The 26,234-nt window shown below is 63.6% G+C and carries 20 protein-coding genes and 1 pseudogene; 11 read left to right on the forward strand and 10 right to left on the reverse strand.

Features of this window, described 5'->3' with window-relative positions:
• From AB4Y85_RS17845 to AB4Y85_RS17855, 3 genes and pseudogenes are all read left to right on the forward strand, one after another.
• Positions 1-149: pseudogene (locus tag AB4Y85_RS17845) on the forward strand (3-hydroxyisobutyrate dehydrogenase); the annotation flags it as partial.
• Between the two features lie 374 nt (positions 150-523).
• A complete protein-coding gene (locus AB4Y85_RS17850) occupies positions 524-1,684 on the forward strand; it encodes a peptide ABC transporter permease (protein WP_441986272.1) in 1,161 nt (386 codons plus the stop codon).
• Positions 1,685-1,752: 68 nt separating this feature from the next.
• Positions 1,753-2,922: a M20 aminoacylase family protein gene (locus AB4Y85_RS17855; protein WP_441986273.1), complete on the forward strand. Its 1,170-nt coding sequence runs from the start codon at positions 1,753-1,755 to the stop codon at positions 2,920-2,922.
• A 57-nt stretch (positions 2,923-2,979) separates the two neighbouring features.
• Here AB4Y85_RS17855 and AB4Y85_RS17860 read toward each other — a convergent pair whose 3' ends face one another.
• Together AB4Y85_RS17860 and ribA are read right to left on the reverse strand one after the other, a co-directional pair.
• On the reverse strand, positions 2,980-4,662 hold the full coding sequence (locus AB4Y85_RS17860) for an L-lactate permease (protein ID WP_441986274.1): 1,683 nt from the start codon (positions 4,660-4,662) through the stop codon (positions 2,980-2,982).
• A 143-nt stretch (positions 4,663-4,805) separates the two neighbouring features.
• Complete coding sequence (gene ribA, locus AB4Y85_RS17865) at positions 4,806-5,918, reverse strand: GTP cyclohydrolase II RibA (RefSeq protein ID WP_441986295.1); 1,113 nt, start codon at positions 5,916-5,918, stop codon at positions 4,806-4,808.
• A gap of 151 nt (positions 5,919-6,069) precedes the next feature.
• Here ribA and AB4Y85_RS17870 point away from each other — a divergent pair, with 151 nt between their 5' ends.
• Positions 6,070-7,149 (forward strand): hypothetical protein, encoded by a 1,080-nt coding sequence (locus AB4Y85_RS17870; protein WP_441986275.1) that lies wholly within the window; start codon positions 6,070-6,072, stop codon positions 7,147-7,149.
• On the opposite strand, the gene AB4Y85_RS17875 is transcribed toward AB4Y85_RS17870, so the two are convergent.
• Complete coding sequence (locus AB4Y85_RS17875; protein WP_441986276.1) at positions 7,112-8,071, reverse strand: DMT family transporter; 960 nt, start codon at positions 8,069-8,071, stop codon at positions 7,112-7,114. The genes AB4Y85_RS17870 and AB4Y85_RS17875 overlap by 38 nt on opposite strands.
• 528 nt (positions 8,072-8,599) lie before the next feature.
• Between AB4Y85_RS17875 and AB4Y85_RS17880 the strand changes: the two genes are divergently transcribed.
• A complete protein-coding gene (locus AB4Y85_RS17880; RefSeq protein WP_441986277.1) occupies positions 8,600-8,860 on the forward strand; it encodes a hypothetical protein in 261 nt (86 codons plus the stop codon).
• A 6-nt stretch (positions 8,861-8,866) separates the two neighbouring features.
• On the opposite strand, the gene AB4Y85_RS17885 is transcribed toward AB4Y85_RS17880, so the two are convergent.
• Together AB4Y85_RS17885 and AB4Y85_RS17890 are read right to left on the reverse strand one after the other, a co-directional pair.
• The gene (locus AB4Y85_RS17885) at positions 8,867-10,645 is read right to left on the reverse strand and encodes an SLC13 family permease (protein WP_441986278.1); all 1,779 of its coding nucleotides are present in this window, start codon (positions 10,643-10,645) and stop codon (positions 8,867-8,869) included.
• A gap of 310 nt (positions 10,646-10,955) precedes the next feature.
• Positions 10,956-11,420 carry a CAP domain-containing protein gene (locus tag AB4Y85_RS17890; protein WP_441986279.1) on the reverse strand — a complete coding sequence of 155 codons (465 nt, stop codon included), beginning with the start codon at positions 11,418-11,420 and terminating at the stop codon, positions 10,956-10,958.
• A 151-nt stretch (positions 11,421-11,571) separates the two neighbouring features.
• On the opposite strand from AB4Y85_RS17890, the gene AB4Y85_RS17895 reads away from it, so the two are divergent.
• Together AB4Y85_RS17895 and recQ are read left to right on the forward strand one after the other, a co-directional pair.
• A complete protein-coding gene (locus tag AB4Y85_RS17895; RefSeq protein WP_441986280.1) occupies positions 11,572-12,843 on the forward strand; it encodes an NAD(P)/FAD-dependent oxidoreductase in 1,272 nt (423 codons plus the stop codon).
• Positions 12,840-14,642, forward strand: coding sequence for a DNA helicase RecQ (recQ, locus tag AB4Y85_RS17900; protein ID WP_441986281.1), 1,803 nt, complete (start codon positions 12,840-12,842; stop codon positions 14,640-14,642). Before AB4Y85_RS17895 ends, recQ begins: the two co-directional genes overlap by 4 nt.
• A 168-nt stretch (positions 14,643-14,810) precedes the next feature.
• Here the strand turns inward: recQ and AB4Y85_RS17905 are convergent, their stop codons facing one another.
• The 4 genes from AB4Y85_RS17905 to AB4Y85_RS17920 form a co-directional block, all read right to left on the reverse strand.
• Complete coding sequence (locus AB4Y85_RS17905) at positions 14,811-15,929, reverse strand: Gfo/Idh/MocA family protein (protein WP_441986282.1); 1,119 nt, start codon at positions 15,927-15,929, stop codon at positions 14,811-14,813.
• Between the two features lie 297 nt (positions 15,930-16,226).
• Positions 16,227-17,015: an ATP-binding cassette domain-containing protein gene (locus tag AB4Y85_RS17910; protein WP_441986283.1), complete on the reverse strand. Its 789-nt coding sequence runs from the start codon at positions 17,013-17,015 to the stop codon at positions 16,227-16,229.
• Positions 17,012-18,151 (reverse strand): ABC transporter permease, encoded by a 1,140-nt coding sequence (locus tag AB4Y85_RS17915; protein WP_441986284.1) that lies wholly within the window; start codon positions 18,149-18,151, stop codon positions 17,012-17,014. The genes AB4Y85_RS17910 and AB4Y85_RS17915 overlap by 4 nt, the downstream gene beginning before the upstream one ends.
• Before the next feature lie 74 nt (positions 18,152-18,225).
• Complete coding sequence (locus AB4Y85_RS17920) at positions 18,226-19,167, reverse strand: sugar ABC transporter substrate-binding protein (RefSeq protein WP_441986285.1); 942 nt, start codon at positions 19,165-19,167, stop codon at positions 18,226-18,228.
• Between the two features lie 268 nt (positions 19,168-19,435).
• Between AB4Y85_RS17920 and AB4Y85_RS17925 the strand changes: the two genes are divergently transcribed.
• Complete coding sequence (locus tag AB4Y85_RS17925) at positions 19,436-20,278, forward strand: MurR/RpiR family transcriptional regulator (RefSeq protein ID WP_441986296.1); 843 nt, start codon at positions 19,436-19,438, stop codon at positions 20,276-20,278.
• 51 nt (positions 20,279-20,329) lie between these two features.
• On the opposite strand, the gene iolG is transcribed toward AB4Y85_RS17925, so the two are convergent.
• Positions 20,330-21,319, reverse strand: coding sequence for an inositol 2-dehydrogenase (gene iolG, locus AB4Y85_RS17930; protein ID WP_441986286.1), 990 nt, complete (start codon positions 21,317-21,319; stop codon positions 20,330-20,332).
• A gap of 144 nt (positions 21,320-21,463) precedes the next feature.
• On the opposite strand from iolG, the gene AB4Y85_RS17935 reads away from it, so the two are divergent.
• From AB4Y85_RS17935 to iolE, 3 genes are all read left to right on the forward strand, one after another.
• Positions 21,464-23,377, forward strand: a complete 1,914-nt coding sequence (locus AB4Y85_RS17935; RefSeq protein ID WP_441986287.1) for a bifunctional 5-dehydro-2-deoxygluconokinase/5-dehydro-2-deoxyphosphogluconate aldolase — start codon at positions 21,464-21,466, stop codon at positions 23,375-23,377.
• Between the two features lie 100 nt (positions 23,378-23,477).
• Positions 23,478-25,325, forward strand: coding sequence for a 3D-(3,5/4)-trihydroxycyclohexane-1,2-dione acylhydrolase (decyclizing) (gene iolD / locus AB4Y85_RS17940; protein WP_441986288.1), 1,848 nt, complete (start codon positions 23,478-23,480; stop codon positions 25,323-25,325).
• Between the two features lie 23 nt (positions 25,326-25,348).
• Positions 25,349-26,233 carry a myo-inosose-2 dehydratase gene (gene iolE, locus AB4Y85_RS17945; protein ID WP_441986289.1) on the forward strand — a complete coding sequence of 295 codons (885 nt, stop codon included), beginning with the start codon at positions 25,349-25,351 and terminating at the stop codon, positions 26,231-26,233.
• The last annotated feature ends 1 nt before the right edge of the window (position 26,234 follow it).

The following is a 26,234-nucleotide window of genomic DNA, read 5'->3' on the forward strand; positions in this document are numbered from 1 at the left end:
AAAAGCTCGCGCAGGAAGCGGCCCTTGCCTCCGGCGCTTCGACGCCGCTGGGCGCCGAAGCCGCCCAGCTCTACGCGCTCTTCAACAATGGCGGACACGAGGGCGACGATTTTTCGGGCATCATCAACTTCATCCGCGGGAAGAAGTGAGCCGCTTCGATGTCATGGCCGAGCTTGTCCCGGCCATCTCGATGCGAAGAGCGCAGCGCTCAACATGATCGGGATCACCGGCACAAGGTCGGTGATGACGTGGGATTAACCTGGTTCTCTCTCACCCCGTCACCCCCCTGCCCCTCCCCGTAAGGGGGAGGGAACACAGCCGCCGCAATGCGAAGACCCGGCTCAGCATCCCCCAAGGGCTCCCTACCGGACTGCAAAGGTTGTGCATGTGTTGCACGCTACCTACAGCTTTTGTCCTCTCCCTCCACTAGCTTAACCCTTCCGAACGCCTAACCGACGATTGCACCAGCCTCATGGTCCGCCCAATTTCCCCTACGGCCAATCCTTCAGCGGATGCCGCCGCCATGTTGCGGCGAATCGGCTTTGCGATCCTGTTTCTGGTCATTCCGTCAGCGGCCTTCTTCACCCGGCGCGCCCTTGTCGTCCTGGCGCCCCTGGCCGTGGTTCTCATCGTGCTGGCCTCCGTCCTCGACGGCAGCGCCCGGCAGCCGATGGAGAAGCTGACGAACCTTCTGGGCTCACGGGCTACCCTGGCCGGCGGCGTCCTGCTGCTCTGGGCCTGCCTGTCCCTGATCTGGACGCCTTTCGTGCCCCAGGCCTCCGAGCGGCTGTTCAACATCATCGTCATGGGCGTGATGGCGCTTGTCGGGTATCTGGCCCTACCCGATCGCATGCGCTCGGCCAATCTCTACCTGCTCCCCGTCGGCGTGGGCCTGGCCGCCCTGGCTGCCGTGCCGCTGCTTCTGAAGGAAGGCGCGAGGCTCGATCCGGAGGGTTTGGGCATCGAGCGCGGCATGATCGTACTCGTGCTGCTGCTCTGGCCCGCCGTCACCTGGCTTCACTCCCGAGGCCGCAATCTCGAAGCGCTGGCTCTCGTTCTGGCCGTCGCTCTCGGCGCTTTCGCCGCCACGGACGGATTGCCGCTCTTCGGCATGGCGGTCGGCGCCCTTGCCTTCGCCCTCACCGCAACGCTCCCGACGCTCGGCTCGCGTCTCGTCGCCCTTGTTATGGCAGGCCTTCTGCTGCTCGCCCCCGTTCTTCCCTTCGTCCTAAAACCTCTGACCGATGGCCTGATGGGCGCGAACTCCGCCCCCGCCCTGAGCCTTGGCGTATGGCGCGACACCATCCTCGCCGAGCCGCTGCGGCTGCTCACCGGACACGGGCTGGAAACATCGATCCGAGGGCGGATCTTCGGAATCATTCCGTCGCGCGCGCCATCCACCCTGCTTTTCGAGGTCTGGTACGAGCTCGGCCTCATCGGCGCCCTCGCTGGCGCGATCCTGCTCTATCGCACTGCCATGGGCGCGGGGGGCCAGCGTCCCATCCTCGGCCCCGGCATCATGGCGGCCTTCGCCACCGCCTTCGCGCTCGTCTGCTTCGGTATCGGCACCACCCAGGTCTGGTGGTTCACGGCCCTGGTCATGCTGGTCCTGATCTTCGTGGCGATCGAGCACGGCCAATTCCGCACCACGCGGCCCAAGGCCATCCTGCGCCGCCGCGTCTGATCGAAGCCTTGACCTGAGGGCTCTGGCTTGGTTCGCTGGAAGCCTGTGAGCCTGCCGGAGGAAATACCATGCCGATCATCAACCGCGTCGCCGACCTCGCTGACGAGATCGCCGCCTGGCGCCGGGATTTCCATGAAAATCCCGAACTCGGATACGACGTCCACCGCACCGCCGGCATCGTGGCCGACAAGCTGAGGGCTTTCGGCTGTGATGAGGTGGTGGAGGGGATTGGCCAGACCGGCGTTGTCGGCGTGATCAAGGGACGCACGAATCATTCGGCCAAGGTGATCGGCCTGCGCGCCGACATGGATGCGCTTCCCATCGAGGAGGCGACCGACCTGCCCTACAAATCCAAGACGCCCGGCAAGATGCATGCCTGCGGCCATGACGGCCACACCGCCATGCTGCTGGGCGCCGCGAAATACCTTGCCGAGACGCGCAATTTCGACGGTACGGCCATCGTCATTTTCCAGCCGGCGGAGGAAGGCGGTGGCGGCGGCGACGCCATGGTGAAGGACGGACTCATGGAGCGATTCGGCATTCATGAGGTCTATGGCATGCATAATTGGCCAGGCGTGCCCATCGGTCATTTCGCGATGCGCCCCGGCCCGACCATGGCGGCGGCGGACCGCTTCACGATTATCATCGAGGGCAAGGGCGGGCACGCGGCCTATCCGCATGACTGCATCGACCCCATCGTTGTGACGGCGCATGTGATCACGGCGCTGCAATCGGTCGCCTCGCGCAGCGTCGATCCGCTGGAGGCGGTGGTGGTGTCCGTGTGCACGGTTCGAGCCGGCGATACGTTCAATGTCATTCCGCAAACCGCGACTCTTCTCGGCACCGTGCGCAGCTTGTCGCCCGCCATCCGCGACCTGGCGGAAGCGCGCATCCGCACCATCGTCGAGAATACCTGCGCAATGTTCGGCGCGAAGGCGAACATCACCTATAACCGTGGTTATCCGGTGACGGTGAACGATGCGGAGAGGGTCGACTTCGTCGCTTCCGTCGCGAAGGATGTCGTGGGCGAGAGTGCGGTCGTGACGAACTTCCCGCCGGAAATGGGCGCGGAGGATTTCTCCTTCATGCTGGAGAAGCGCCCCGGCGCCTATATCTTCCTCGGCAACGGCGACAGCGCGGGCGTGCACCACCCGGCTTACGACTTCAACGACGCAGCGACGCCCTACGGCGTGTCGCTCTGGGCGAAGATCATCGAGACGGGAATGCCGGCGCGATAAATGTGCTCAAGAGAAAACGCCGCCAGATCATCTCTGGCGGCGTTTTCTCGGCTTGGTTCAGGGCAGGACCATCGCCGTGAACGGATGGACATAGGCCTGCAGCATCACCAGCCCGCCCACCAGGCAGGCAAGGGTGATGGAGTGCCAGAACACGAAGCGCAGAATGCTTCCTTCATGCCCGAACCAGTTCGTCGCGGTGGAGGCCACGACGATGGATTGCGCGTCGATCATCTTGCCCATGACGCCGCCTGACGAGTTGGCCGCCGCCATGAGGATCGGCGACAATCCCAATTGCTCCGACGTGATCTTCTGCAAGCCGCCGAACAGGACGTTCGAGGCGGTATCCGAGCCGGTCAGCGCGACGCCGAGCCAGCCGAGTAGAGTGCCGAAGAACGGATAGAAGAAGCCGGTCCCTGCGAACGCGAGTCCCAAGGTGGCATCGACCCCCGCAAAGCGCGTGAGCGTGCCGATGGCGAGCATCGAGGCGATGGTGATGAGCGAGTAGCGCAGCACCCAGATCGTCTCAAACCAGGCGGTGATGAGCCGCAGGGGCGAGAAGCCCATGACGAGACCCGCGATGATCGCCGCGATGAGAACACCCGTGCCCGTGTAGGACAGATAGGTGAAGGCGAAGACCGCCGGCTCCGGCGTCGGATGGGCCACGATGGGCGCAACCTTCTGCACGATGTTGTGCAGGCCGGGAATGGGATAGCTCCACGTGAAGATCGGATTGACGAGCGACTTGAACCAGCCGGTGCCCCAGATCGCGACGATCACGGACAGGATGATCCACGGGACCCAAGCGCGGATGACTTCGTCGCGCGGAGCCTGAGGCATCGCACCCGATATGCCGGCACCCAAAGAGGCAGGCTGCGTCAGCGTGGTGGCGGAAATATCATGCGTGCGCAAAGCCGGAGACGTCCAGATCTCCTTCGGATGCCAGACCCGCATGAACGCGACGAGACAGGCCATCGAGATAAGCGATGCGCCGATATCGACGATCCAGGGATTGATGTAGTTCGAAATCACGAATTGCGGGATCGCGAAGGAGACCGCGCAGACCAGGATCGCCGGCCAGATCTGAATCATGCCGCGGAAACCCGCGAAGACCCAGATCAGCCAGAACGGCACGATCACCGAGAAGAAGGGAAGCTGCCGGCCGATCATGGCGCCGAGCACGTAAGGATCGAAGCCCGTGACGGAGGCGAGGCCCTGGATCGGCGCGCCGAGCGCGCCATAGGCCACGGGAGCGGTATTGGCGATGAGCGAGAGGCCGGATGCCGCGAGCGGCGAAAATCCAAGGCCGATGAGAATCGCGCCCGTCACGGCGACAGGCGTGCCGAAGCCGCCCGCGCCTTCGAAGAACGCACCGAAGGCGAAAGCCACGAGCAGCAATTGCAGGCGCCGATCCGTCGTGATGTTTCCAACCGATTGCTGGAGGGTCGCGAAGTATCCTTTCTCCACGGTGAGCCGGTAGAGAAAGATGACGTTCAGGATGATCCAGCCGATCGGGAACATGCCGGTGATGACGCCGAAGAGGGCGGCGCGAATGGCAAGCCCGGCGGGCATGGTGAACAGGAAGATCGAAACGGCGACCGCCGCTACGAGGGCGATCACGGCGGCGATATGCGCCTTCACTTTTCCGGAGGCGATCATCACCAGAAGCAGGACCACCGGAACGGCGGCTGCGATGGTCGACAACGTCGCGTTGCCGAATGGATCGTAAACTTGACTCCACATGGCTTTTCCCCTGAACCCGCCAGACATGCTGGCGCATATGGCAAGGCGGTCAGGCCGGAGCGGACATTCCGCCTATGGGAAAGCTAGAGGTCGTCTGGAACGTGACAATAGTGGCCTTAAGAGGGATGCCGCTTCAGGCCCGCTCAATCCTTGTTGGAGCAGGCGAGCAGGCCTTCGAGATCGATGTAATGTCCGGCACGGTCACGCTTGGCCGCGAGATAGCTGACATTCTCGGGCGTCGGGCGGCCCAGCACGCGATGATCGGAGATCACCTGAAGGCCCGCCTCAGACAGCGCGCGGATCTTCTCGGGATTGTTGGTCATGAGGCGCACCTTCGCCACGCCGAGCTGTTTGAGCATCTCCGCCGCGAAATCGAAGCGGCGCTGATCGGCCTCGAAGCCCAGAATCTCGTCGGCCTCGTAAGTGTCATAGCCTTGGGACTGGAGCTTGTAGGCGCGGATCTTGTTGGCGAGGCCGTTCCCGCGCCCCTCCTGATCGAGATAGAGCAGGATGCCGCCTTCGTTTTCCGCCATGAAGCGCACGGTCTCGCGCAGCTGGTCGCCGCAATCGCATTTGAGGCTGCCGAAGAGATCGCCGGTCAGGCAGGCGGAATGCAGGCGCACCATCACGGGCGCGGAGAGATCGGGCTTGCCGACGAGGATCGCCACCTGATCGCGCAGGCCCTCGCCGCCGCGATACACCACGAACTCGCTGGTCGGCGCGCCTTCCAGCGGCACCGGCGCACGGCTGACGATCTTCAGGTCGGCGGCCTTGGCGCGGCGATAGGCGCGAATGGCCTCGGCCGGAACGCGCACGAGCGACGGATCGATCTCGATCCCGGCGGAGAGCGGCACCACGATCACGGCGGGCAGGACGAGAGAGAGACGGGCAAGCTCGACCGCCTCCCCGTCGAGATCGCCCACGGGCCGGACCGGCGCGTCGATTCGCGCATCGACCTTGAGTGCCAGGGTCTCGATTCGCCCGCGCTCTACCACGGGCAGAGCTACGCGGCCGGGCACGTCGCGCTCGAGGCCGAGGCGGCGCAGGCGCGCGGCCGGCAGAACGAGATGAGCATGGCCACCGGCGATGGCCTCGATCTCGGCGCCACGGGCCTCGTCCAGGTCCTCGACGCCGATCACGAGCGCGCTGAGCCCTGCCCCGTCGATCACGACGGGACGGGCGCTGCGGAACTCCATGATCGCCCGCTCGACCGAGGTCGTGGCGAGGTTGTCGGACAGGCTCAAGGTCAGGCGCATCATCAAGAAAACTCGGGCAGACAGCCTTAAAGGTTTGGAAAATCAGGCCTTTGCCGGATACCGGCAGAGCCTGGGAAGCCAAGCTTCGGGATCGGGCCCACCTTACCACAGGAGGCTACCGAACCCTAATTCCTGAGATAGGAGAGCAGCCATGCGCCATCAACAGGCCGCATGCAAAGGCCAATCTTCAAAACTCGACGCCTCGGCGGCCGCGCGGTATCAGTGCCCGACGGCCTGGCCGCATCCTTATCCGAAACAACGATTGTCCATGATGCGCACGATTTTCTCAATCTTCCTCGCCCTCGGCTTCCTCGGCACGGCCGCGATGGCAAGCGCCGCCACTCTCGACGGCCTGGCTATCGATGTGACAAATACCAGCGAGCCGGTGCTCTGTGCGGAAAAGGACAATATCGCCATTAACTTCGCCTCGCCGGAAGTGCGCCATTTCAGCATCGAGGCCGTGCACCCGGCCTATATGGGCACGCTTCGCCAGGACCGCTGGGAGCCGGACTGGACGGCCTGCGAGGACATCTCGGAGGCAACCTCCACCAAGCCTCACCCCACGATGAGCACGCTCTACGAGGACGACAATGTCCGCATCATCGGCCTGTCCTTCACGGAGTTCTGGCGCCCGAGCGACGTGACGGTGACCATCGGCGGCAAAGTCGAGCGCAACATCCACCTGCTGCAATTGCTCAAGAAGCGCGGCGACAAGGCGGAGGAGGTTCTGGTGATCTATCCGGGTGACGGCTACTGGCGCATCAAGCCGCTCGCGCCGGAGCATCTGGGCTGGACGGCCTATGGCTCGTCGTTCCTGGTCGGCCCGGTGGAATTCGACCAGCGCCCGGTGGTGAACCTGAAGGATGTGGCCTTCGACCCCAAGGCCATGAACTTCACCCTGACGTTGGCTAAGGGCGGCAAGGCCGGTGTGAAGATCACGGCGCTCGACGAGGAGCGCCTGGCCCTCGACGTGAGCCTCGATCAGGCCGTGTCGGGCGTGCCCTTCGCGGCGCTTCGCTCCATGTACGTGACCGAGTTCAACGCGGATGTGGCGCGCATCGCCGTGCGTGAGTCGAACGCAAAATCCTGGCGCGAGGAGATGATCATGAATTTCCGCGACGCCAAGGCGACCGATGCCTGGATGGGAAGATTGCTGCCCTCGCGCCACAACACCAGCGCGCCGGACATGATGTTCAACCGCTTCCGTGCGCAGCCGGGCGCTTCGCGCTGAACGCGGACAGCACCCGCCCGTCCATGAGCAGAAGACCCGCGCCGATCAGCGCCATGCCGGCGATGTGGCGCGGCTCCAGGGTTTCGCCGAGCAGCACGACGCCGAAGAGAATCGCGCTCACCGGAATCAGGAAGGTCACGAGGCCCGCATTGGTGGCGCCGGCGCGGGCGAGAAGCCGGAAGAAGAGAAGATAGGCGAAGGCCGTCGAGACAAGGGCAAGGCCGAGGATCGAGAGGATCGCGGCAAGGCTCGGCATCGGCAACGTCCAGGGGCGGTCGATATAAAGGGCGAACGGCAGCAGGATCACGCTCGATGCCGTGACCTGCCCGGTGGCGGTCGCAAGCGGCGCAATGCCCATGGACTTGAAGCGGCGGCCGTAGACGCCCGAAAAACCATATGACAGCGCCGCGCCCAGGATCGCGATCTGCGACAGCACATTGGCGTTCAATCCGGCAAGCGCCGCCGCCCCGACCATGACGGCCACGCCGACGAATCCCACGACGACGCCCATGAGGCGGTGCCCTGTCAGGCGCTCGTCGGTCGTGAAGTAATGCGCCACGATCACCGTGAAGAGCGGCGTGGTGGCGTTGAGGATGGAAGCCAGCCCGCTCGCGATATGGCTCTGCCCCCAGACGATCAGCGAGAACGGGATGACGTTGTTGAGGATGCCCATGGCGATGAAGGAGCCCCACACCCGGCGCCCTCGGGGCAGCGCGACCCGCATGATCCGCAGAATCACATGCAAAGCCAGCGCCGCGATGCCGACCCGCAAGGTGACGACGGTCAGGAACGGCAGCTCCCGCACCGCGACTCCGTTGAACAGGAACGATCCGCCCCAGACAAGCGACAAGGTCGCCAGCAATCCCCAATCGGAGCCTGTCATGGTTTGGCGGATGGCGGCAGGATTGTGCGACTCAGGCATTGCGGGACCTCTTCTTCCGGCCGTGCATGACACAGAGCGCGACGCCTCGCGACACGATTCCTGTGATCGGCTTCGCAACAGAAAATGATGTGGCGCGTGTTCCCTCCCCCTTGCGGGGAGGGTTAGGGTGGGGGTGCTCCGACCGGGTGAGAGCTTCAGAGTCTGGCTTAGTGTCATCCCCGGCGAGCGTTAGCGAGGGAAGGGGATCCACGGTCAAGCGGTGCGCTATGGATTCCCTTCCCCTCCGCTGCGCTTCGGCCGGGAATGACACTGTAGGGCCGTTGTGCGAGCTGATGAAGCGAGGCGCTCCGACTTTGCGACCTCACCCTGACCCTCCCCGCAAGGGGGAGGGAAAGAACCGCGCCATCTACTTCTGAGCCACCTCACAGACGCGTCGTCTTTAGCTGCCACCGCCGCCTCGGAAAGGTTTGGTTTACGACGAATCCGATGCCTGTGAATCCTTTACCTCCCGTTCACTGGTTGGGGGCGAACGTCATGGCGTAACCTGTTCCCTCCAAGCGTGATGTCATGAATTTCCAGCCCTCCCGCCATGCCTCCTACGGTGCCGATGCCCAGGCGCGTCAGGCGGTCAGGTCGAGCTTCAGCATCATTCCCCATTCGCCCCGCCCCGTGCGGAATGCGAGCTTCATCTTCGGCCGCTCCGACGCGCGCCTGCGCCCCCTGCTCAATCAGAAGGAGCGGGACCGGATGCATTGCTGGGCGATGATCATCGCGCTCGTTTCGTCGGTCACGGGAACGACGCTTCTGCTGACGACGATGTTGCCCTGAGGCCTGTTACTGAAGCGGCCAGAAGATCATGATCAGGGGCGTTCCCACCACGATAACGATCATCGACAGCGGCAGGCCGAGCCGCCAGTAATCCCCGAAGCGATAGCCGCCCGGCCCCATCACCAGCGTGTTGCATTGATGGCCGATAGGCGTGAGGAAATCGCAGGCCGCACCGATCGCCACCGCCATCAGGAAGGCATCGGGCCTGAAGCCGAGCTGGGTCGCGAAGCTCGCGGCAATCGGCGCCATCACGAGAACCGTCGCCGCGTTGTTGAGGAACGGCGTCACCGCCATGGCCGCCACCATGATGAGCACCAGCGCGCCCGTAGGCGGCAGCATGTTCGCGGTCGATGAAAGCCACCCGGCGATGAGGTCCGTGCCGCCTGTGGTGCGGATCGACTCACTGACCGGAATCAGCGCGCCCAGCATGACGATGATGGGCCATTCGACGGTCTCGTAAACCTCGCGCAGGGAAAGCGACCCGAACAGGACCATCAGCACGCCGGCCCCGAAGAAGGCAATGGCGACAGGGAGAATATTGAAGGCCACCAGCACCATGGTGAGGCCGAGAATGGCGATGGGCAGCAGGCTCCGGCGCGCGCTGCCGAGCCTGATCTCGCGCTCGGCGAGGGGCAGGCAGCCGAGCTGCTGCAGCGTATCCGGCAGTTTCTTGAGATTGCCCTGTAGCACGATCACGTCGCCGGGCCGAAGCGTGATCGTGCGCAGCCGTTCCTTGAAGCGCTCTCCGCTGCGGCTCACCGCAATCAGGTTGACCTGGAAGCGCTCGTAGAGAGCAATGCGCTCTGCCGATAGACCAGAGAGAGACGAACTCGGCCCCACGATAGCCTCGATCACGCCGATCTCGTCGGTCGCTTCGTCCACTTCCGGCAGCCGATGCTCGCGGGTGAGCTTGAGGCCTGCCCGCGCCACCGCGCTTTCAAGGGCATCGGGCTCGCCCTCCAGCATGAGAAGATCGTTCTCGCGGATCTTCGCATCCGGCAGCGGGCTGGAGCTGCGTGTCTCGTTGCGGATGATGGCGGCGACCTTCACCTCGCCGTTGGCGAGCTTGTGCAGATCCGCCACCGTCTGCCCGACCACGTCCGATTCCTCGATCACCCGCGCTTCGGTGATGTAATCCTTGATGTTGAGCGCTTCATCCAGTGAGGCCGCGCCCCGCCGCCCCTTCGGCAGAAGCCGGTAGCCGAAGGCAAGGAACACGACGCCGGCAAGCGCGATGCCGAGGCCCACGGGCGTGAAATCGAACATCCCGAACGGTTCGCCCAGCAATTCCTGCCTGACCCGCGACACGATGATGTTGGGCGAGGTGCCCACCAGCGTGACGATGCCGCCGAGAAGCGAGCCGAAGGCCATCGGCATGAGGAAGGACGAGGGCGGAGTGTTCGAGCGCCGCGCGATCTGGAACGCCACGGGAATCATCATGGCGAGCGCGCCGATATTCTTCACGAAGGCGGACAGCACCGTCACGGTGGCGACCAGGACGACGACCTGGATCTGCGTGGTGCGCAGGTAGGGTCCGGCGTGATGAAGCGCCGCCTCCAGCACGCCGGATTTCGCGACCGCCGCACTCACGAGCAGCGCGCTCGCGACGATGATGACGATGTCGTCGCTGAAGCCGGTGAAAGCCTTGTCCGCCGGGACGATGCCCACCAATACGGCGGCGAGAAGCGCCAGGACCGCCACGAGGTCGTAACGGAGGCGCCCCCACACGAAAAGCGCCATCATCCCGGCGACGATGGCGAAGGAGAGCATTTGCTGATGGGTCATGAGGGACGCACTTGAAAGGAAATCCTGATGCTAACGCGCCACGGCTCCGTTTGTGCCTTCAGGCTTCGGAAGCCCCTCAGTGGGTTAGCGCGTGTTTCCCTCCCCCTTGCGGGGAGAGAAAGGATGGGGGTGGTATGACTGGGTGAGCGATCAATCCAGTTCATCCCCACGTCATCACCGGCCTTGTGCCGGTGATCCCGATTGTTAAGAGCGCCGCGCTTTCCGGATCGGGATGGCCGGGACAAGCCCGGCCATGACATGGCAGGAATGTTGATCCCATGGGATGCAGCGAAGCGATCCGTTGCAGCCCTTACTGACCGAGAACGAGCGCCCAGTAGCGTCCGTAGCGGTTGTTGGCGTCGGCGCGGGCAAAGCCGATCTTGCGGGCCTGGGGCATCAGCAGATTGACGTTGTGGCCGGACGACCGCTTCCAGCGCTCGATGGTGCCGTCGACGTTGTCCGCACCGGCCGAAAGGTTTTCCGCCGAATAGCCGATGATGCCGTAATCATCCATGCGGCTCGCGAAATTGCCGTGGCTGAGGCGGCCCGCCGCCGCCACGGCCCGGGCCTGATGCTCGGCGGCTTTGTTCAGGTTGGAATCCACGGTCACCGGGCTTAAGCCCCTGGAGACGCGATAGGCGGAGATGAGCTTCGCTGCCTCGGACGCGTCCTTCGTGGAGCTGGCGAGAACCTTGTCGGTGGCGGTCAACGACGCATCGGAGGCGCAGCCCGCAAGCGCCAGGGCGATCAAGGCGCAGAATGAGAGAACACGCATCGAATTTCCCTTGAGGTGGCGTTGTGCGCCACTCCTCTTGCAAAAAAGTCCCATGGCGGTCATGTGCAAGCCACGACCTTTGCGCTGAATGCCATGATGAAGCGTAAGGGTCCATACCACCTTCTCGCTCCTTTCCGCGTCAGCTGAGCGCATGCCCCTGCCCCTATCATCCCCTCATGTGACCATCATCGGCGGCGGCCCCGCCGGGCTGGTTGCCGCCGAAATGCTTGGACAGGCAGGCGTTGCAGTCACGATCTACGACCAGATGCCCTCTCTGGGCCGCAAATTCCTCATGGCCGGCCGCGGCGGGCTGAACCTGACCCATTCGGAGGAATTCGAGCGATTCGTCGCCCGCTATTCCGAGGGATCCGAGAGGCTGCGCCCCCTCCTCGAAGCCTTCCGGCCGGAGGATCTGCGGGGCTGGTGCGAAGGCCTGGGCCAGGAGACCTTCGTCGGGTCGAGCGGACGCGTGTTCCCCAAGGCCTTCAAGGCCTCGCCGCTGCTGCGGGCCTGGCTGGCCCGCCTGGACGCCCTCGGAATCCGCTTCGCCCTGCGCCATCGCTGGCAGGGCTGGGACGAAGAGGGCCGCCCGGTCTTCACCAATGCCGCCGGGGAGCGCGTGGCGGCACAAGCCGACGCGACCATCCTGGCGCTCGGCGGGGCGAGCTGGCCGAGGCTGGGGTCGGACGGTTCCTGGGTGGAACTGCTGAAAGCCAAAGGCGTCGCGGTGGCTCCCTTACGCCCGGCCAATATGGGCTTCACCCTGCCCTGGTCCGAGGTCATCCGCGGGCGGTTCGAAGGCGAGCCCCTGAAGCGAATCGCGCTCGCCTTTGAGGGCGTGACCGTCCGGGGCGAGGCTATCGTGACGGCGGACGGGATCGAGGGCGGCGCGGTCTATGCCCTGTCGGCAAGGCTGCGGGACGCCATCGAGCGCGAAGGGCAGGCCACCCTCCTCCTCGATCTCAGGCCCGACCTGCCCGAGGAGGCCCTGGCGAAGCGCCTGAGCGTCCCGCGAAAGGGCCAATCCGCCTCCACATACTTACGCAAGGCCGCCTCTTTGAGCCCCCTGGGGGTCGCCCTGTTGCGCGAATCAGATCCGCGCCTGCCCGTGGAACCGGGGGACCTGGCGCGGCTCATCAAGGCCGTTCCCCTGATTCTGACAGGCATGAAGCCCCTGGACCGGGCCATTTCCTCGGCTGGCGGCATTCCCTTCGCGGAGCTCGACGAGAACCTGATGCTGCGCCGCCTGCCGGGGGTCTACGCTGCGGGGGAGATGCTGGATTGGGAGGCCCCGACCGGCGGCTATCTGCTCCAAGCCACCTTCGCGACCGGCATCGCGGCGGCAAAAGGCGTTCTGGCGCGGCTCAAGATTCCCCATGCCGCATTGACCTTGAATCCGTCATCGGCCACACCCCAGATGTGATCGACCCCGCCAAGATTCTCCACGATGTTTTCGGCTTCTCATCCTTCCGCGAAGGACAGGAGGAGATCGTGCGCGCCGTGCTGGCGGGCGAGGATGTGCTCGCCGTGATGCCGACAGGTGCCGGCAAGTCGCTCTGCTACCAGCTGCCGACGCTTGTCCGCGAGGGCCTGACCGTCGTGGTCTCGCCGCTGATCGCCCTCATGCGCGATCAGGTGGCGGCGCTGCGCCATTTCGGCGTCGAGGCGGGCAGCCTCAATTCGGCGAACGATCAGGACGAGAACCGCCGCGTGGTGGATGCCGTGCGCGATGGCCGCATGCGCGTGCTCTACGCCTCACCTGAGCGGCTCGCCAATACCGGCACCACGGAGTGGCTCGGCCGCTCGGGCGTCAACCTGCTCGCCATCGACGAGGCGCATTGCGTCTCGCAATGGGGTCACGATTTCCGCCCCGAATACGCCATGTTGGGCGAAGTGCGCCGTCGTCTCGGCAACGTGCAGACCATCGCGCTCACCGCGACCGCCGATGTGGCGACGCGCGGCGACATCGTGCATCGCCTGTTCGAGGAGGAGCCGCGCCTCTTCATCCACGGCTTCGACCGCCCGAATCTGCGGCTTGCCATGCAGGCGAAGGAGCAGTCGCGGCGCCAGCTCTTCTCTTTCCTCGACAAGCACCGGCACGAGAGCGGCATCGTCTATTGCTCGTCGCGCGACGCCACCGAGAAGCTCGCGGATTCCTTAAGCCAGGCCGGCTATCGCGCCATGCCCTATCACGCAGGAATGCCGCAAGCGGCGCGTGCCAGGAACCAGGACATGTTTCTGCAGGAGGACGGCGTAGTGATGGTGGCGACCGTCGCCTTCGGCATGGGCATCGACAAGCCCGACGTGCGCTTCGTGGCGCATGCAGCCTTGCCGAAATCCATCGAAGCCTATTACCAGGAGATCGGCCGCGCGGGACGCGACGGCGCGCCCGCCGACACGCTCACCCTCTACGGCCTCGACGACATGCGCCTGCGCCGCATGCAGATCGAGCAGAGCGATGCGTCCGACGATCAGAAGCGCGTGGAGCGCCAGCGCCTCAACGCGCTCGTCGCTTTATGCGAAGCGCCGCGCTGCCGCCGCCAGACGCTGCTCTCGTATTTCGGCGAGACCACTGAGCCGTGTGGCAATTGCGACCTGTGCATCGACGGCGTCATGTCCTTCGACGGCACCATCGAGGCGCAGAAGCTCCTCTCGGCCATCGTGCGGACCGGCGAGCGCTTCGGCACGGAGCATCTCATCAGCATTCTCATGGGCGACGGGACCGACGCCGTCCTCCGCTTCGGCCACGACAAGCTGAAGACCTTCGGCGTGGGCAAGGATCGCTCGAAGAACGAATGGCGGTCGCTCCTGCGCCAGATTTACGCCGCCGGATTGGTGACCCTGGAGCTTGCCGAATACGGCCGCTGGACGCTCACCGACAAGGGCGTTGCGGTGCTCAAAGGCCAGGAGCGGATCGAGCTGCGCTCCGACGTTCTCATGAAGCCCGCCGACCGTCGCCGCAGGCGCTCGCGCATGGAAGCGGAATCCGTCGTGCCCTCCGACGATCCGCTGCTGCTCGACCTGAAGGCCCTGCGCACGCGGCTTGCGAAGGAGGAAGGCGTGCCCGCTTACGTGATCTTCTCCGACCGCAGCCTCATCGACATGGTGGCCAAGAAGCCTAGCTCGGTGCGCGCATTCGGCGAGGTGCATGGCGTGGGCCAAGCTAAGCTCGACCGCTATGCGGATGCGTTTCTCGACGTGCTGAAGGCGCACGCGGGTTAGATGAATTTCCGTTGTCATTCCGGGGCGCCGGAGGCGAGCCCGGAACCCATAACCACTGCAGATGTAGAATAAAGCTGTCCGCGATCACAGCACCCTTCTTGGCACCTTCGGTGTTTATGGGTTCCGGGCTCTCGCTATCGCTCGCCCCGGAATGATAGAAGTGGGGGCCTAGTTCGAAACCTCCACCCACCGCCCCTCATGCGCGCTCTTCGCTATGGCATCCACCGTACGCTCGATCCGAATACCGTCCTCAAACTCGATCAACATCGCTCTCTCACCCGCGATACGGCGCATCAATTCACGGCATTCGATCACTTTCAGATCGTTGAAGCCGAGTCCATGCCCCGGTGCCGGAATGAACTTGTCGTAAGGCGGATGCTGTGGCGCAGCGAGGATAGTGCGGAAGCCTTGGCGATCTCTCGCGTCGTCCAATGTATAAAGCTGCACCTCGTTCATGCGTTCCTGATCGAAAACGATAGTGCCCCGCGAGCCGAAAATCTGAATGAAGATGCGCCCCTTCCGCCCCCAGGCGGAACGGTTCAGCGCCATCACGCCCGATGCACCGTTCTCCAGCTCCAGCAGGATGGCGGCGATGTCGTAGGTCTCGACCGCACGGCGTCCGCCATCACGTAAAGGGCGATCCGCATAAGGCTTCGCCATGTGTCCGCACACACGCCGCACGCCGCCCAGCAGCGTCCAGAGAATGCTCAACGGATGAACGCCGAAATCGTCGAGCGCGCCATGGCCGTAGGACGCCTCGCTCTTCCAATAGAAAAGCTCTTCCGGGTCCGCCATGAAATCCTCATCCATCTCGAAGCGCACATGGTTGACCTCGCCGATGCGGCCCTCGTCGAGGAGTTTTCGGATCATGCGGATGATCGGGTTCTGAATATAATTGTACCCGAGCGCCGCGACTTTTCCTGAAGCGCGCGCGGCGGCGAGCATGCGCTCCGCATCCGCAAGCTTCGTCGCCATGGGCTTCTCGCACCACACATGCTTGCCGGCTTCAAGCGCGGCAATCGCCATGTCGGGATGAAACGCATTCGGCGTGGTGATCGAGACCACATCGATGTCAGGATCGGTGACGAGCGAGCGCCAATCGCCGGTGGCGCGGGCAAAGCCCAGTTCTTGTGCCTTGCGCGCCGCCAGTTCCTGCGAGGCCTCGGCCAGTACGGCAAGGTACGGGCGCGGCACGTCGCCGAACACGGATGCCACCGCATTCCAGGCGAGCGCGTGACATTTGCCCATGTAGCCGGTGCCGATGAGACCGATGTTCAGAGACTTCATTCGCAGTGCTCCTGAAATAAGAGGCTCTTTCAGCCCTCCCCTGAGAGTCTGTTTGAAAATGTAGCGAGGGTTTCCCTCCCCCTTGTGGGGAGGGTCAGGGTGGGGGTGGCGGCGGCACGCTGGTCCAGTTCGTCGCCGCCACCCCCACCTCCAACTCCTCCCCAGCGCAAGTCGGGTGTTCCCGACTTGCGGCAAACACAAGACAAGTCTCGGGCAAGCCCGAGGCTTGTGGGGGAGGAGGGCCTGTCAGCGCTTTACGAACCAGCCACTCAGAATGAGAACACGGCTGAAAGCATCTCAAACCATCCCACCCAATTCCTTCGACACGGCCTGCAATTCCTTGCCGCCCGCCATGAGGTTCTGCAGCTCCTCGATCTGGATTTCGGACTTTGCGTAAGTCCCCAGCGTCTTGCCGCGATTGAGAACGGTGAACCGGTCGCCCACCGCATAGGCATGGCGCACATTGTGCGTGATGAAGATGACGCCGAGGCCCTTCTGGCGGACCTGATGGATGTATTTCAGCACCATGGATGTCTGCGCAACGCCGAGCGCCGAAGTCGGCTCGTCGAGGATCAGCACCTTCGCGCCGAAATAGACCGCGCGGGCAATCGCCACGCATTGCCGCTCGCCGCCGGAGAGCGTGCCCACTGCCTGATGCGGATCGCGCACATCGATGCCGATCTTGTGCATCTCGTCCTGCGTGACCGCATCGCAACGGTCGAAATCCACCCGGCGGAAGGGCCAGACGCCCTTCACCGGCTCGCGGCCCATGAAGAAGTTGCGCGTCACCGACATGAGCGGGATCATCGCGAGATCCTGATAGACCGTGGCGATGCCTGCGTCCAACGCATCGCGCGGGCTCGTGAAGGTGACGGGCTTGCCCTCCACCATGAACTCGCCCGAGGTCGGTTTGTGCACGCCCGCAAGCGTCTTGATGAGCGTTGACTTGCCGGCACCGTTGTCGCCGAGCAGGCACATCACTTCGCCGCGATGAACGGAGAGCGACACGCCGGAGAGCGCGATGACCGACCCGAAATGCTTGACGAGATTGCGGACTTCGATGAGCGGAGCTTCGCTTTCCATCATCGTTCTCCCGTCACTTTGCGGCGGATGAAGTTGTTGAACAGGACCGCCAGCAGCAGCATGGCGCCCAGGAACACCTGGAACCAATCGGAATCGAACCTTGTATAGGTGAGGCCGATAGAAACCATGCCGAAGATGATGGCGCCGAAGAACGCGCCGATGGCCGAGCCGTAGCCGCCGGTGAGCAGGCAGCCGCCGATCACCGCCGCGATGATGGCCTCGAACTCTTTCTGGAAGCCGCGCCGCGCATCCGTCGAGCCCGCGTCCAACACGGTGAGAATGGCAACCAAAGCCGCGGCGCAGGCGGTGAGCATGAAGAGGCCTGTCTTCACCCTGTCCACCGGCACGCCGGAATTGCGCGCGGCGTTGGCGTCGCCACCGGCGGCAAAGATCCAGTTGCCCGCGCGGGTGCGCAGCAAAATCCAGGTGGCGAGCAACGCCATCCCGATGAACCAGAGGATGGAAACCGGAACCCCGGTGACGGTGGGCGTTCCATTGGGAAATTTCGCGATCAGGTCATGAGCGGCGAGCCACGAGAACAAACCTTCGAGGGCGGTGCCGGAAAATATCTCGCGGACAACGTTCTCCGAATCCGCTCCGATCCCGCGCATTTGCGTGGAGCCTCCGGTCGCCCATTTGAGCCCGACTAATGACAATCCGCGCAGGATGAAGAGGAAGGCCAGCGTCACGATGAAGGACGGCAGGCGCGTGCGGATGACGATCTGCCCGTTCAAGCCGCCGAGAACCGCCGCAACCGCGAAGGTCGCCGCGATCGCCAGAAGCAGCGGCCATCCGGAGAGCGTCACGAAGCATCCGAAGACCAAGCCGGTGAACGCTACCATGGAGCCGATGGAGAGATCGAACTCGCCGCCGATCATGAGCAGGGCCGCAGCAATGGCGAGAATGCCGAGCTGCGCCGCCGGCGAGAGAATGTTCATCACGCCGGCCAGCGTGAACATCGACGGATCGGCGGTGGACATGAAGAAGATGGCGACCAGAACCAGGCCGGCGAGCGCGCCCAGTTCGGGACGGCGCATGATCTTCGTCAGAAAGGAGACTTCCTTGAGACGTTCGTCTTGGATTGCCTTGACGGAAGGCGCCGGAGGCAGATCGGCGGTCGGCTGGGTGGTGTGCACCATGAAAGCCTCCCTTGAAACAGGTACAGAAAGGAAGAAGCCCGCGAGCGATGAGCGTCGCGGGCTTCGACAAGGCTTCAGCGAATGCCCTTGGCGGACAGATCGATTACCTGACTGGCTTTTTCCTTCGTGATCAGGTTCGGGCCGGACGGCACATTGCCACCGGGCATGAGCCCGTATTTCGCGTTGAGCGCGAGGAAGGCCACAGGCAGGTAGCCCTGCAGGAATTGCTGCTGGTCGATGGCGAACACGGCCTCACCCGCAGCCACCGATTTCAGGAATCCCGCCGACATATCGAAAGTCGCGACGCGCACGGCACCGGTCTTGCCGGCATCCTTCACCGCCGCAACGCTCGGCTCGCCCGCAGTGCCCGCGCCGAGCGCCAGGATCGTGTCGATGGAGCCATCGGACGCCAGCGCCGCCTTCACCTTGGCACGGATGTCGGTCGGATCGTTCGAGACCGGCAGCACGGTCACCTTGCCGCCGAAGCCTTCCGAGAAGCCCTTGCAGCGCAGGTCGAGCGAGACGTTGCCGACCTCCTGGTTGACGCAGATGCCGGTCTTGCCGCCCATCTCTTTGAGCTTGGCGCCGGCAATGCGCCCGGCCTCGACCTCGTCCTGACCGACATGGAGCATCGCGCCGAGTTTCTTCGACACGTCGGAGCCGGAATTCATGGAGATCACCGGAATCCCGGCGGCCACCGCCTTCTGGATCGACGCGGTCAGCGCCGAGGCATCGGGAATCGAGACCACGAGGCCCGCTGGCTTCTGGTTCACCGCCGCGTCGATGAGCTGGCTCATGGACACCATGTCGAAGGTCTCGGGCGCCCGGTAATCGACCTGGACGTTCATGTCCTTGCCGGCCTCGGCGACACCGTTCTTCACCACGGACCAGAACGGATCGTTGGCCTGGCCGTGGGTGACGACGATGATGCGGCTGCCCTGTTGGGCAGCGGCCGGTGCGATGGCGGCAACGGTCAGGGCTGCTGCGGCAACGAGACCGGTCAGATAAGATTTCATGTGCTTCCTCCCAAATGGGTTCCCTCGCCCGCCGCGCCGAAGACCGGTGCGCCGGGTCTCGCCCCCACGTGAGACCAGAAGAAAGCAAAGTTGTTTTGAGCCGAATCACCGGCTGTATTTGGCGCTTCCTCTGCCGATCCGGTCGCCCAACGATGGAACGCCAGAACCTTTTTGTTTATAGAGTAGAATATTCATTCCATTCTTTGTAGATCAGTGTCAAGGTCCCGATCTGGTATCCAAGGTAGAGGACATGGAGACTGGGAAAAGCATCGAAGTGACAGAATCTGTCAGAGAAGTGCCAGATGATTACGAAGGATTGAGAGCCCTGCTGCTCAGCCGCCGCGAATCGATGCCGAAGCGGCTCAAGCAGCTGGCGGCCTTCGCCATGGACCACCCCGAAGAAATCGCCTTCGGCACCGTCGCAGCCATCGCGGAACATGCGGGCGTGCAGCCCTCGACCCTTGTCCGCTTCGCCAAAAGCCTCGGCTATGACGGCTTTTCCCATCTCCAGCAGATCTTCCGCGATCGCTTACGCGAACGGTTTCCCGATTATCGCGAGCGCCTGCGGGTGCTGCGCGATCTCGAGGGAGACCATGTCCATGCAGCCTCGCTCCTCGAAGGCTTCAGCAACGCGGCGGCGATCTCGCTTGACAAGATGCGCGAATCCGTGCGGCCGGAAGAACTCTCCCGCGCCATCGAGACGCTTGCGAAAGCCGACACGATCTATCTCCTCGGCGCCCGCCGGGTGTTTCCGATCTCGGCTTATTGCGCCTATGCCTTCGGCAAACTCGGCGTGCGCGCGATCCTGATCGATCACATCGCTCAGCTCGGTCCCGAACAGCTCGCCACCGCCTCGGAACGCGATGCGGTTCTCGCCATCAGCTTCACGCCCTATGCCCCAGTCACCGCCGACCTCGCCGCAACCGCGGCACGGCGCAACATTCCCGTGGTCGCCATCACGGATTCCGCCTTCAGCCCGCTGGTGACGAGCGCCGATGTATGGATCGAAGTGGCGGAGGCGGATTTCGGTGCGTTCCGCTCATTGTCGGCGACATTCGCGCTCGCCATGGCGCTTGCCGTTGGAACGGCGGAGAAGCGGGCGGAAGGCTGAACAGCCGCAATTCACCAAATATGAAAAAGGGCGCCGAAGCGCCCTTTCCTTTTAAACCTTCACCGGCTTTCCGGTCTGCGCCGACTCCGTCGCCGCATCCGCCAGACGCTGCGCCATCAGGCCATCGCGCCCCGTGGGATTGCACGGCTTGCCGTCGCGGACCGCGTTGAGGAACGTGGTCAGCTCGTCACGATAAGCGTCTGCGTAACGCTCCAGGAAGAAGTCCTGCACCGGATCGGCGGTGACGCCGGAAGCGTTCGCCACTTCCACGGTAGTGCGGTGGATATTGCCCGCGCGAATCATGCCCTTCGAGCCATGCACCTCGATGCGCTGATCGTAGCCGTAGGTGGCGCGGCGCGAGCATGAGATCTGCACGATCCTGCCCTTGGCGGTCTTCAGCATCACGGCTGCGGTATCCACATCGCCCGCCTCGCCGATGGCCGGATCGACCAGCGAAGAACCGACCGCATGCACTTCCACCGGCTCATCGCCGAGCAGCAGGAAGCGCGCCATGTCGAGATCGTGAATCATCATGTCGCGGAAGAGACCACCGGAGGTCTTGATGTAGCTCACCGGCGGCGGGCCGGGATCGCGGGAGAGGATCGTCACCAGCTCCACATCGCCCACCTCGCCGTCGGCGAGACGCTTCTGCAATGCGGCGAAGTTCGGATCGAAGCGGCGGTTGAAGCCGATCATCAGCGGCGTGCCCGCTTTCTCGACCACGTTGAGGCAGCTCACGATGCGCTCGCTCGACAGATCGACCGGCTTCTCGCAAAACACCGCCTTGCCCGCCTTCGCGCCGCGCTCGATGAGATCGGCATGTGTCGTGGTCGGCGTGCAGATGAGGATGGCATCGACATCCGAGCGTTCGACTACCTCCTCGAGGGAGGAGACCTCAGCGCCCGTGGCAGCCGCGAGTTCCTGTGCGGAGGGAGCATGCGGATCGGCGACCGCAACGAGGCGAGCGTCGGGATGGCTAGCGGCGTTACGACCATGAATGCGGCCGATGCGGCCGGCGCCCAAAACGGCGATCCTGATCATGTTTCCCCCAATATACTTTGCCAGTTTTCGGAAAATTTGGAATTGAAATTCCAGTGTTAGATGCTAATAGAATAAATATTCCATAACTTCAAGGGCCGGAGGCCCTGACGCGATCTTCAGAGATCGCGCCCTGGGAGGAAAAGCATGAAGCCAGCCCTGGATGTGATCACCATGGGTCGCGCATCGGTCGATCTATATGGCCAGCAGGTCGGTGGCCGGCTTGAAGATATGGCCTCCTTCTCCAAGGCTGTTGGCGGCTGCCCTGCCAACATCGCCATCGGCACGGCGCGGCTCGGCCTGAAATCGGGCCTCATCACCCGCGTCGGCGATGAAGCCATGGGCCGCTTCATTCGCGAGCAGATGGAACGCGAAGGCGTCGCCACGCGAGGCATCGTCACCGACAAGCAGCGTCTGACCGCCCTCGTCATTCTGGGCGTGCGTGACGAAGACTCCTTCCCGCTGATCTTCTATCGCGATAATTGCGCGGACATGGCGCTTAGCGAAGACGATGTGGATGAAAGCTTCGTCGCGTCCGCTGCCGCCATAGTCGTCACCGGCACGCATTTCTCCCGCGAGGGCACCGCCGCCGCGCAGAAGAAAGCAATACGCGTTGCCAAGGCGAATGGCCGTAAGGTCGTGTTCGATGTGGATTATCGCCCGAACCTCTGGGGCCTTCTCGGGCATGGTGCAGGTGAATCGCGCTATGTTCGCTCGGACACGGTGACGGAGCACCTGAAGCCCATTCTCGCCGATTGCGATCTCATTGTTGGCACGGAAGAAGAACTTCATGTCGCAGGCGGCTCGGAGGATACGCTCAGCGCGATCCGTGATATCCGCGCGGTTTCGAAAGCCACCATCGTCTGCAAGCGCGGCCCCATGGGCTGCGTGGTGTTCCCCGGCGACATTCCGGCTTCGCTCGACGACGGCGTGAAGGGCCCCGGCTTCCCGGTGGAAGTCTACAACGTGCTCGGCGCGGGCGATGCGTTCCTCTCCGGCTTCCTGCGCGGATGGCTGAAGGACGAGAAGATCGAGACCTGCTGCGCCTATGCCAATGCGAGCGGCGCGTTCGCCGTGTCGCGCCTACTCTGCTCGCCGGAAATTCCGACCTTCCCCGAGCTGCAGCACTTCCTCAAGGAAGGAAGCCGCCACAAAGCGCTGCGCTTCGACGAGGACATCAACCACATTCATTGGTCTACCACGCGCCGCCCCGCTTCCGACACGCTCATGGCGCTCGCTATTGATCATCGCATGCAGCTTGAGGTGATGGCGAAGGAAGTCGGCGCCTCCATCGAGCGCATTCCCGATTTCAAGGTGCTGGCAGTGCAGGCTGCCGCCAGAGTGGCCAATGGGCGCGAAGGCTTCGGCATGCTGATCGACGGCACCTATGGCCGCGAGGCCCTCTTCCGCGCCGCCGATCATCCATTCTGGATCGGACGCCCTGTTGAGCTGCCAGGCTCGCGCCCGCTCGACTTCGAGGGCGGCGGAAGCATCGGCGCGAAGCTCGTCGAATGGCCGGTGGGCCACACCATCAAGTGCCTGTGCTTCTACCATCCCGACGATCCGCCGGAGCTTAAAGCACGCCAAGAACGCGAGTTGCTGCGAATCCATGATGCCGCGCGCCGCATCGGCCGCGAGCTTCTGGTCGAGATCATCGCGGGCAAACACGGACCGCTGAAGACCGACACGGTCGCCGGCATTGTGCAGCATCTCTACGATCTCGGCATCAAGCCCGATTGGTGGAAGCTGGAGCCGCAGCAGGACAAGGCGGCCTGGAATGCCATCGGCAAGGTGATCACGAAGAACGATCCTTATTGTCGCGGCATCGTGCTGCTTGGTCTCGAAGCGCCGGAAGACGAATTGGAAATGGCCTTCGCCGCCGCCGCCAGCGAACCTCAGGTGAAGGGCTTCGCGGTCGGCCGCACGATCTTCAACGACGCCGCGCGGCGCTGGCTGAAAGGCGAGATCTCGGACGAAGCCGCGATTGCCGACATGTCAGGCCGCTTCCAGCGCCTCGTGGATTGCTGGCAGCGCGTGTCCGATCAGACGAAGGCCGCCTAAGACGAAGGGCGGAGCCGATGGAAGGCTCCGCCCTCTTTTCATGAACGACAAAATCTGGAAACGCTGCTGGCCGTTGCCGGCCTGAATTGAGGGAAGCTTCATGAGCACGATCCGCCTCACCATGGCGCAAGCTGTCGCCCGGTTCCTCACCGCGCAGAAGACGGAGATCGACGGACAAGTCCTGCCGCTGTTCGGCGGTGTGTGGGCCATTTTCGGCCACGGCAATGTGGCGGGTATGGGCGAGGCGCTGCATGGCGTGCGCGATCAGCTTCCGACCTTCCGAGCGCATAACGAACAAGGCATGGCCCATGCTGCCGTTGCTTTTGCGAAAGCATCGCGGCGCCGCCGCATGATGGCCTGCACCACGTCCATCGGCCCCGGTGCGACGAACATGGTGACTGCAGCCGCGGTCGCCCATGTGAACCGCGTTCCCGTGCTGCTTCTGCCCGGCGATGTCTTTGCCAACCGCAAGCCCGACCCGGTGTTGCAGCAGATTGAGAGTTTCTCTGACGGCACGATCTCGGCCAACGATTGCTTCAAGCCCGTCTCCCGCTATTTCGACCGTATTACCCGCCCCGAACAGATCATTCCCGCGCTTCAGCGCGCCATGTCCGTGCTAACCAATCCTGCCGATTGCGGACCGGTGACGCTGGCTCTGTGCCAGGACACACAGGCTGAGGCTTACGATTATCCCGAGAGCTTCTTCGCGGAGAAAATCTGGACGCCGCGCCGCATCCGTCCCGATGAATCGGAGCTTGCGGAAGCGGTCGATTTGATCCGCAATGCCAAGAAGCCTTTCATCGTGGCCGGCGGCGGCGTGCTCTATTCTGACGCGGAAAAGGTGCTGGCTGGTTTCGCACAGAAGCACGGGCTCTTCGTGGGAGAAACACAAGCCGGCAAGTCTAGTCTACCCCATGACCATCAGGCCAATCTCGGCGCCATCGGCGTGACCGGCACAGGTGCTGCGAATGCGCTGGCCGAAGATGCCGATGTGGTGATCGCGGTCGGCACCCGCCTGCAGGATTTCACCACCGGATCCTGGGCCCTGTTCAAGAACCCGAAGCGCCGGATCGTAGGCCTCAATGTGCAGGCTTTCGACGCGACGAAACACAATGCACTGCCGCTTGTATCCGACGCGCGCGTCGGCCTCGAAGAGTTGAGCCGCGCGCTCGGCAGCTGGAAGGCACCTGAGAGCTGGACCGCGAAGGGCCGCGAGGAAAAGGCGCGCTGGTTCGATTCTTCGGCTCGCTTCACCGACCCGACGAATGCGGAGCTTCCCTCCGATGCACAGGTCATCGGCGCAGTGCAGCGCACCTCCTCCCCCACCGACGTGGTGGTCTGCGCAGCAGGTGGCCTGCCGGGCGAGCTGCATAAGCATTGGAAGGCGAGCGCTGCGCTCGGCTACCACATGGAATACGGCTATTCCTGTATGGGTTACGAAATCGCAGGCGGCCTTGGCGTGAAGATGGCCGACCCATCCCGCGAAGTGATCGTGATGGTGGGCGACGGCTCCTATCTCATGATGAATTCGGAGCTCGCCACATCCGTAATGCTGGACCGGAAGCTTACTGTCGTGCTGCTCGACAATCGTGGCTATGGCTGCATCAACCGCCTTCAGCGTGCCACCGGTGGAGAGAGCTTCAATAATCTCCTGCAGCACACGAACCATGTGACGCTGCCGGATATCGACTTCACCGCCCATGCGGCAAGCCTCGGCGCTCAATCGCTGAAGGTGAAGAGCATCGCGGAACTCGAGGACGCGCTGAAGAAAGCCCGCAGCGCAGACCGCAGCACCGTCATCATCATCGACACCGATCCGCTGATCTCCACGGATGAGGGCGGCCATTGGTGGGATGTGGCGGTGCCGGAAGTCTCCGTGCGCGAGCAGGTGAACACGGCGCGTAAAGATTACGAAAATGCCCTCGGCGCGCAGCGCGTGGGCGATTGATTGAAACGGAAGGAATAGGATTCATGACGATCCGCATCGGGGCGAACCCTATCGGCTGGTCCAACGACGACATGCCGGAACTCGGTGGCGAGACACCACTGGAAGTATGCTTGGCTGAAGCCAAAGAAGCCGGCTTCGAGGGCATGGAACTCGGCAACAAGTTTCCGCGTGAGCCGGAAGCGCTGAAGAAGGCGCTCGCGCCCTTCAATATGGCCTGTGTGTCCGGCTGGTATTCCGCCGAACTTCTCAAGCGCGACGCGGATGCCGAGATGAAGGCGCTGCGCCCGCATCTCGACCTGCTGAAGGCCATGGGTTCGAACGTCCTCGTCTTCGCCGAGACGTCGAATGCCATTCACGGAGACCGCTCGAAGCCGCTCTCTCAGCGCCCTGTGATGAAGGATGGCGACTGGGCGGAGTTCGGCCGCCGCCTGACGCAGGTGGCTGAGCGCACGCTGCAGGAAGGCGTTCGCGTCGTGTACCATCACCACATGGGCACAATCGTCGAGTCCGAGGCCGATATCGACGCCTTCATGCGCTCCACGGGCGATGCGGTTCATCTGCTGCTCGACACGGGCCACGCCACATGGGGCGGCGCCGATCCGGCAGCACTCGCCCGCCGCTACCGCAGCCGCATCAGCCACGTTCACACGAAGGACGTGCGCAAGAGCGTGATGGAGAAATCAACGGCTGAAGGCTGGAGCTTCCTCGATTCCGTCATCGAAGGCGTTTACACGGTGCCGGGTGACGGCATGGTGGATTTCGTCTCCGTGTTCAAGGAACTGCCTGGCTATAGCGGCTGGGTCGTCATCGAAGCGGAGCAGGATCCCAAGAAGGCTCATCCCCTCACCTATGCCAAGATGGGCTATGGCAATCTCACCCGCTTCCTGAAGGAAGCGGGCCTGCGCTAGT

It is taken from the genome of Microvirga sp. 2YAF29 (genome assembly GCF_052114605.1).
Classification (GTDB): domain Bacteria; phylum Pseudomonadota; class Alphaproteobacteria; order Rhizobiales; family Beijerinckiaceae; genus Microvirga.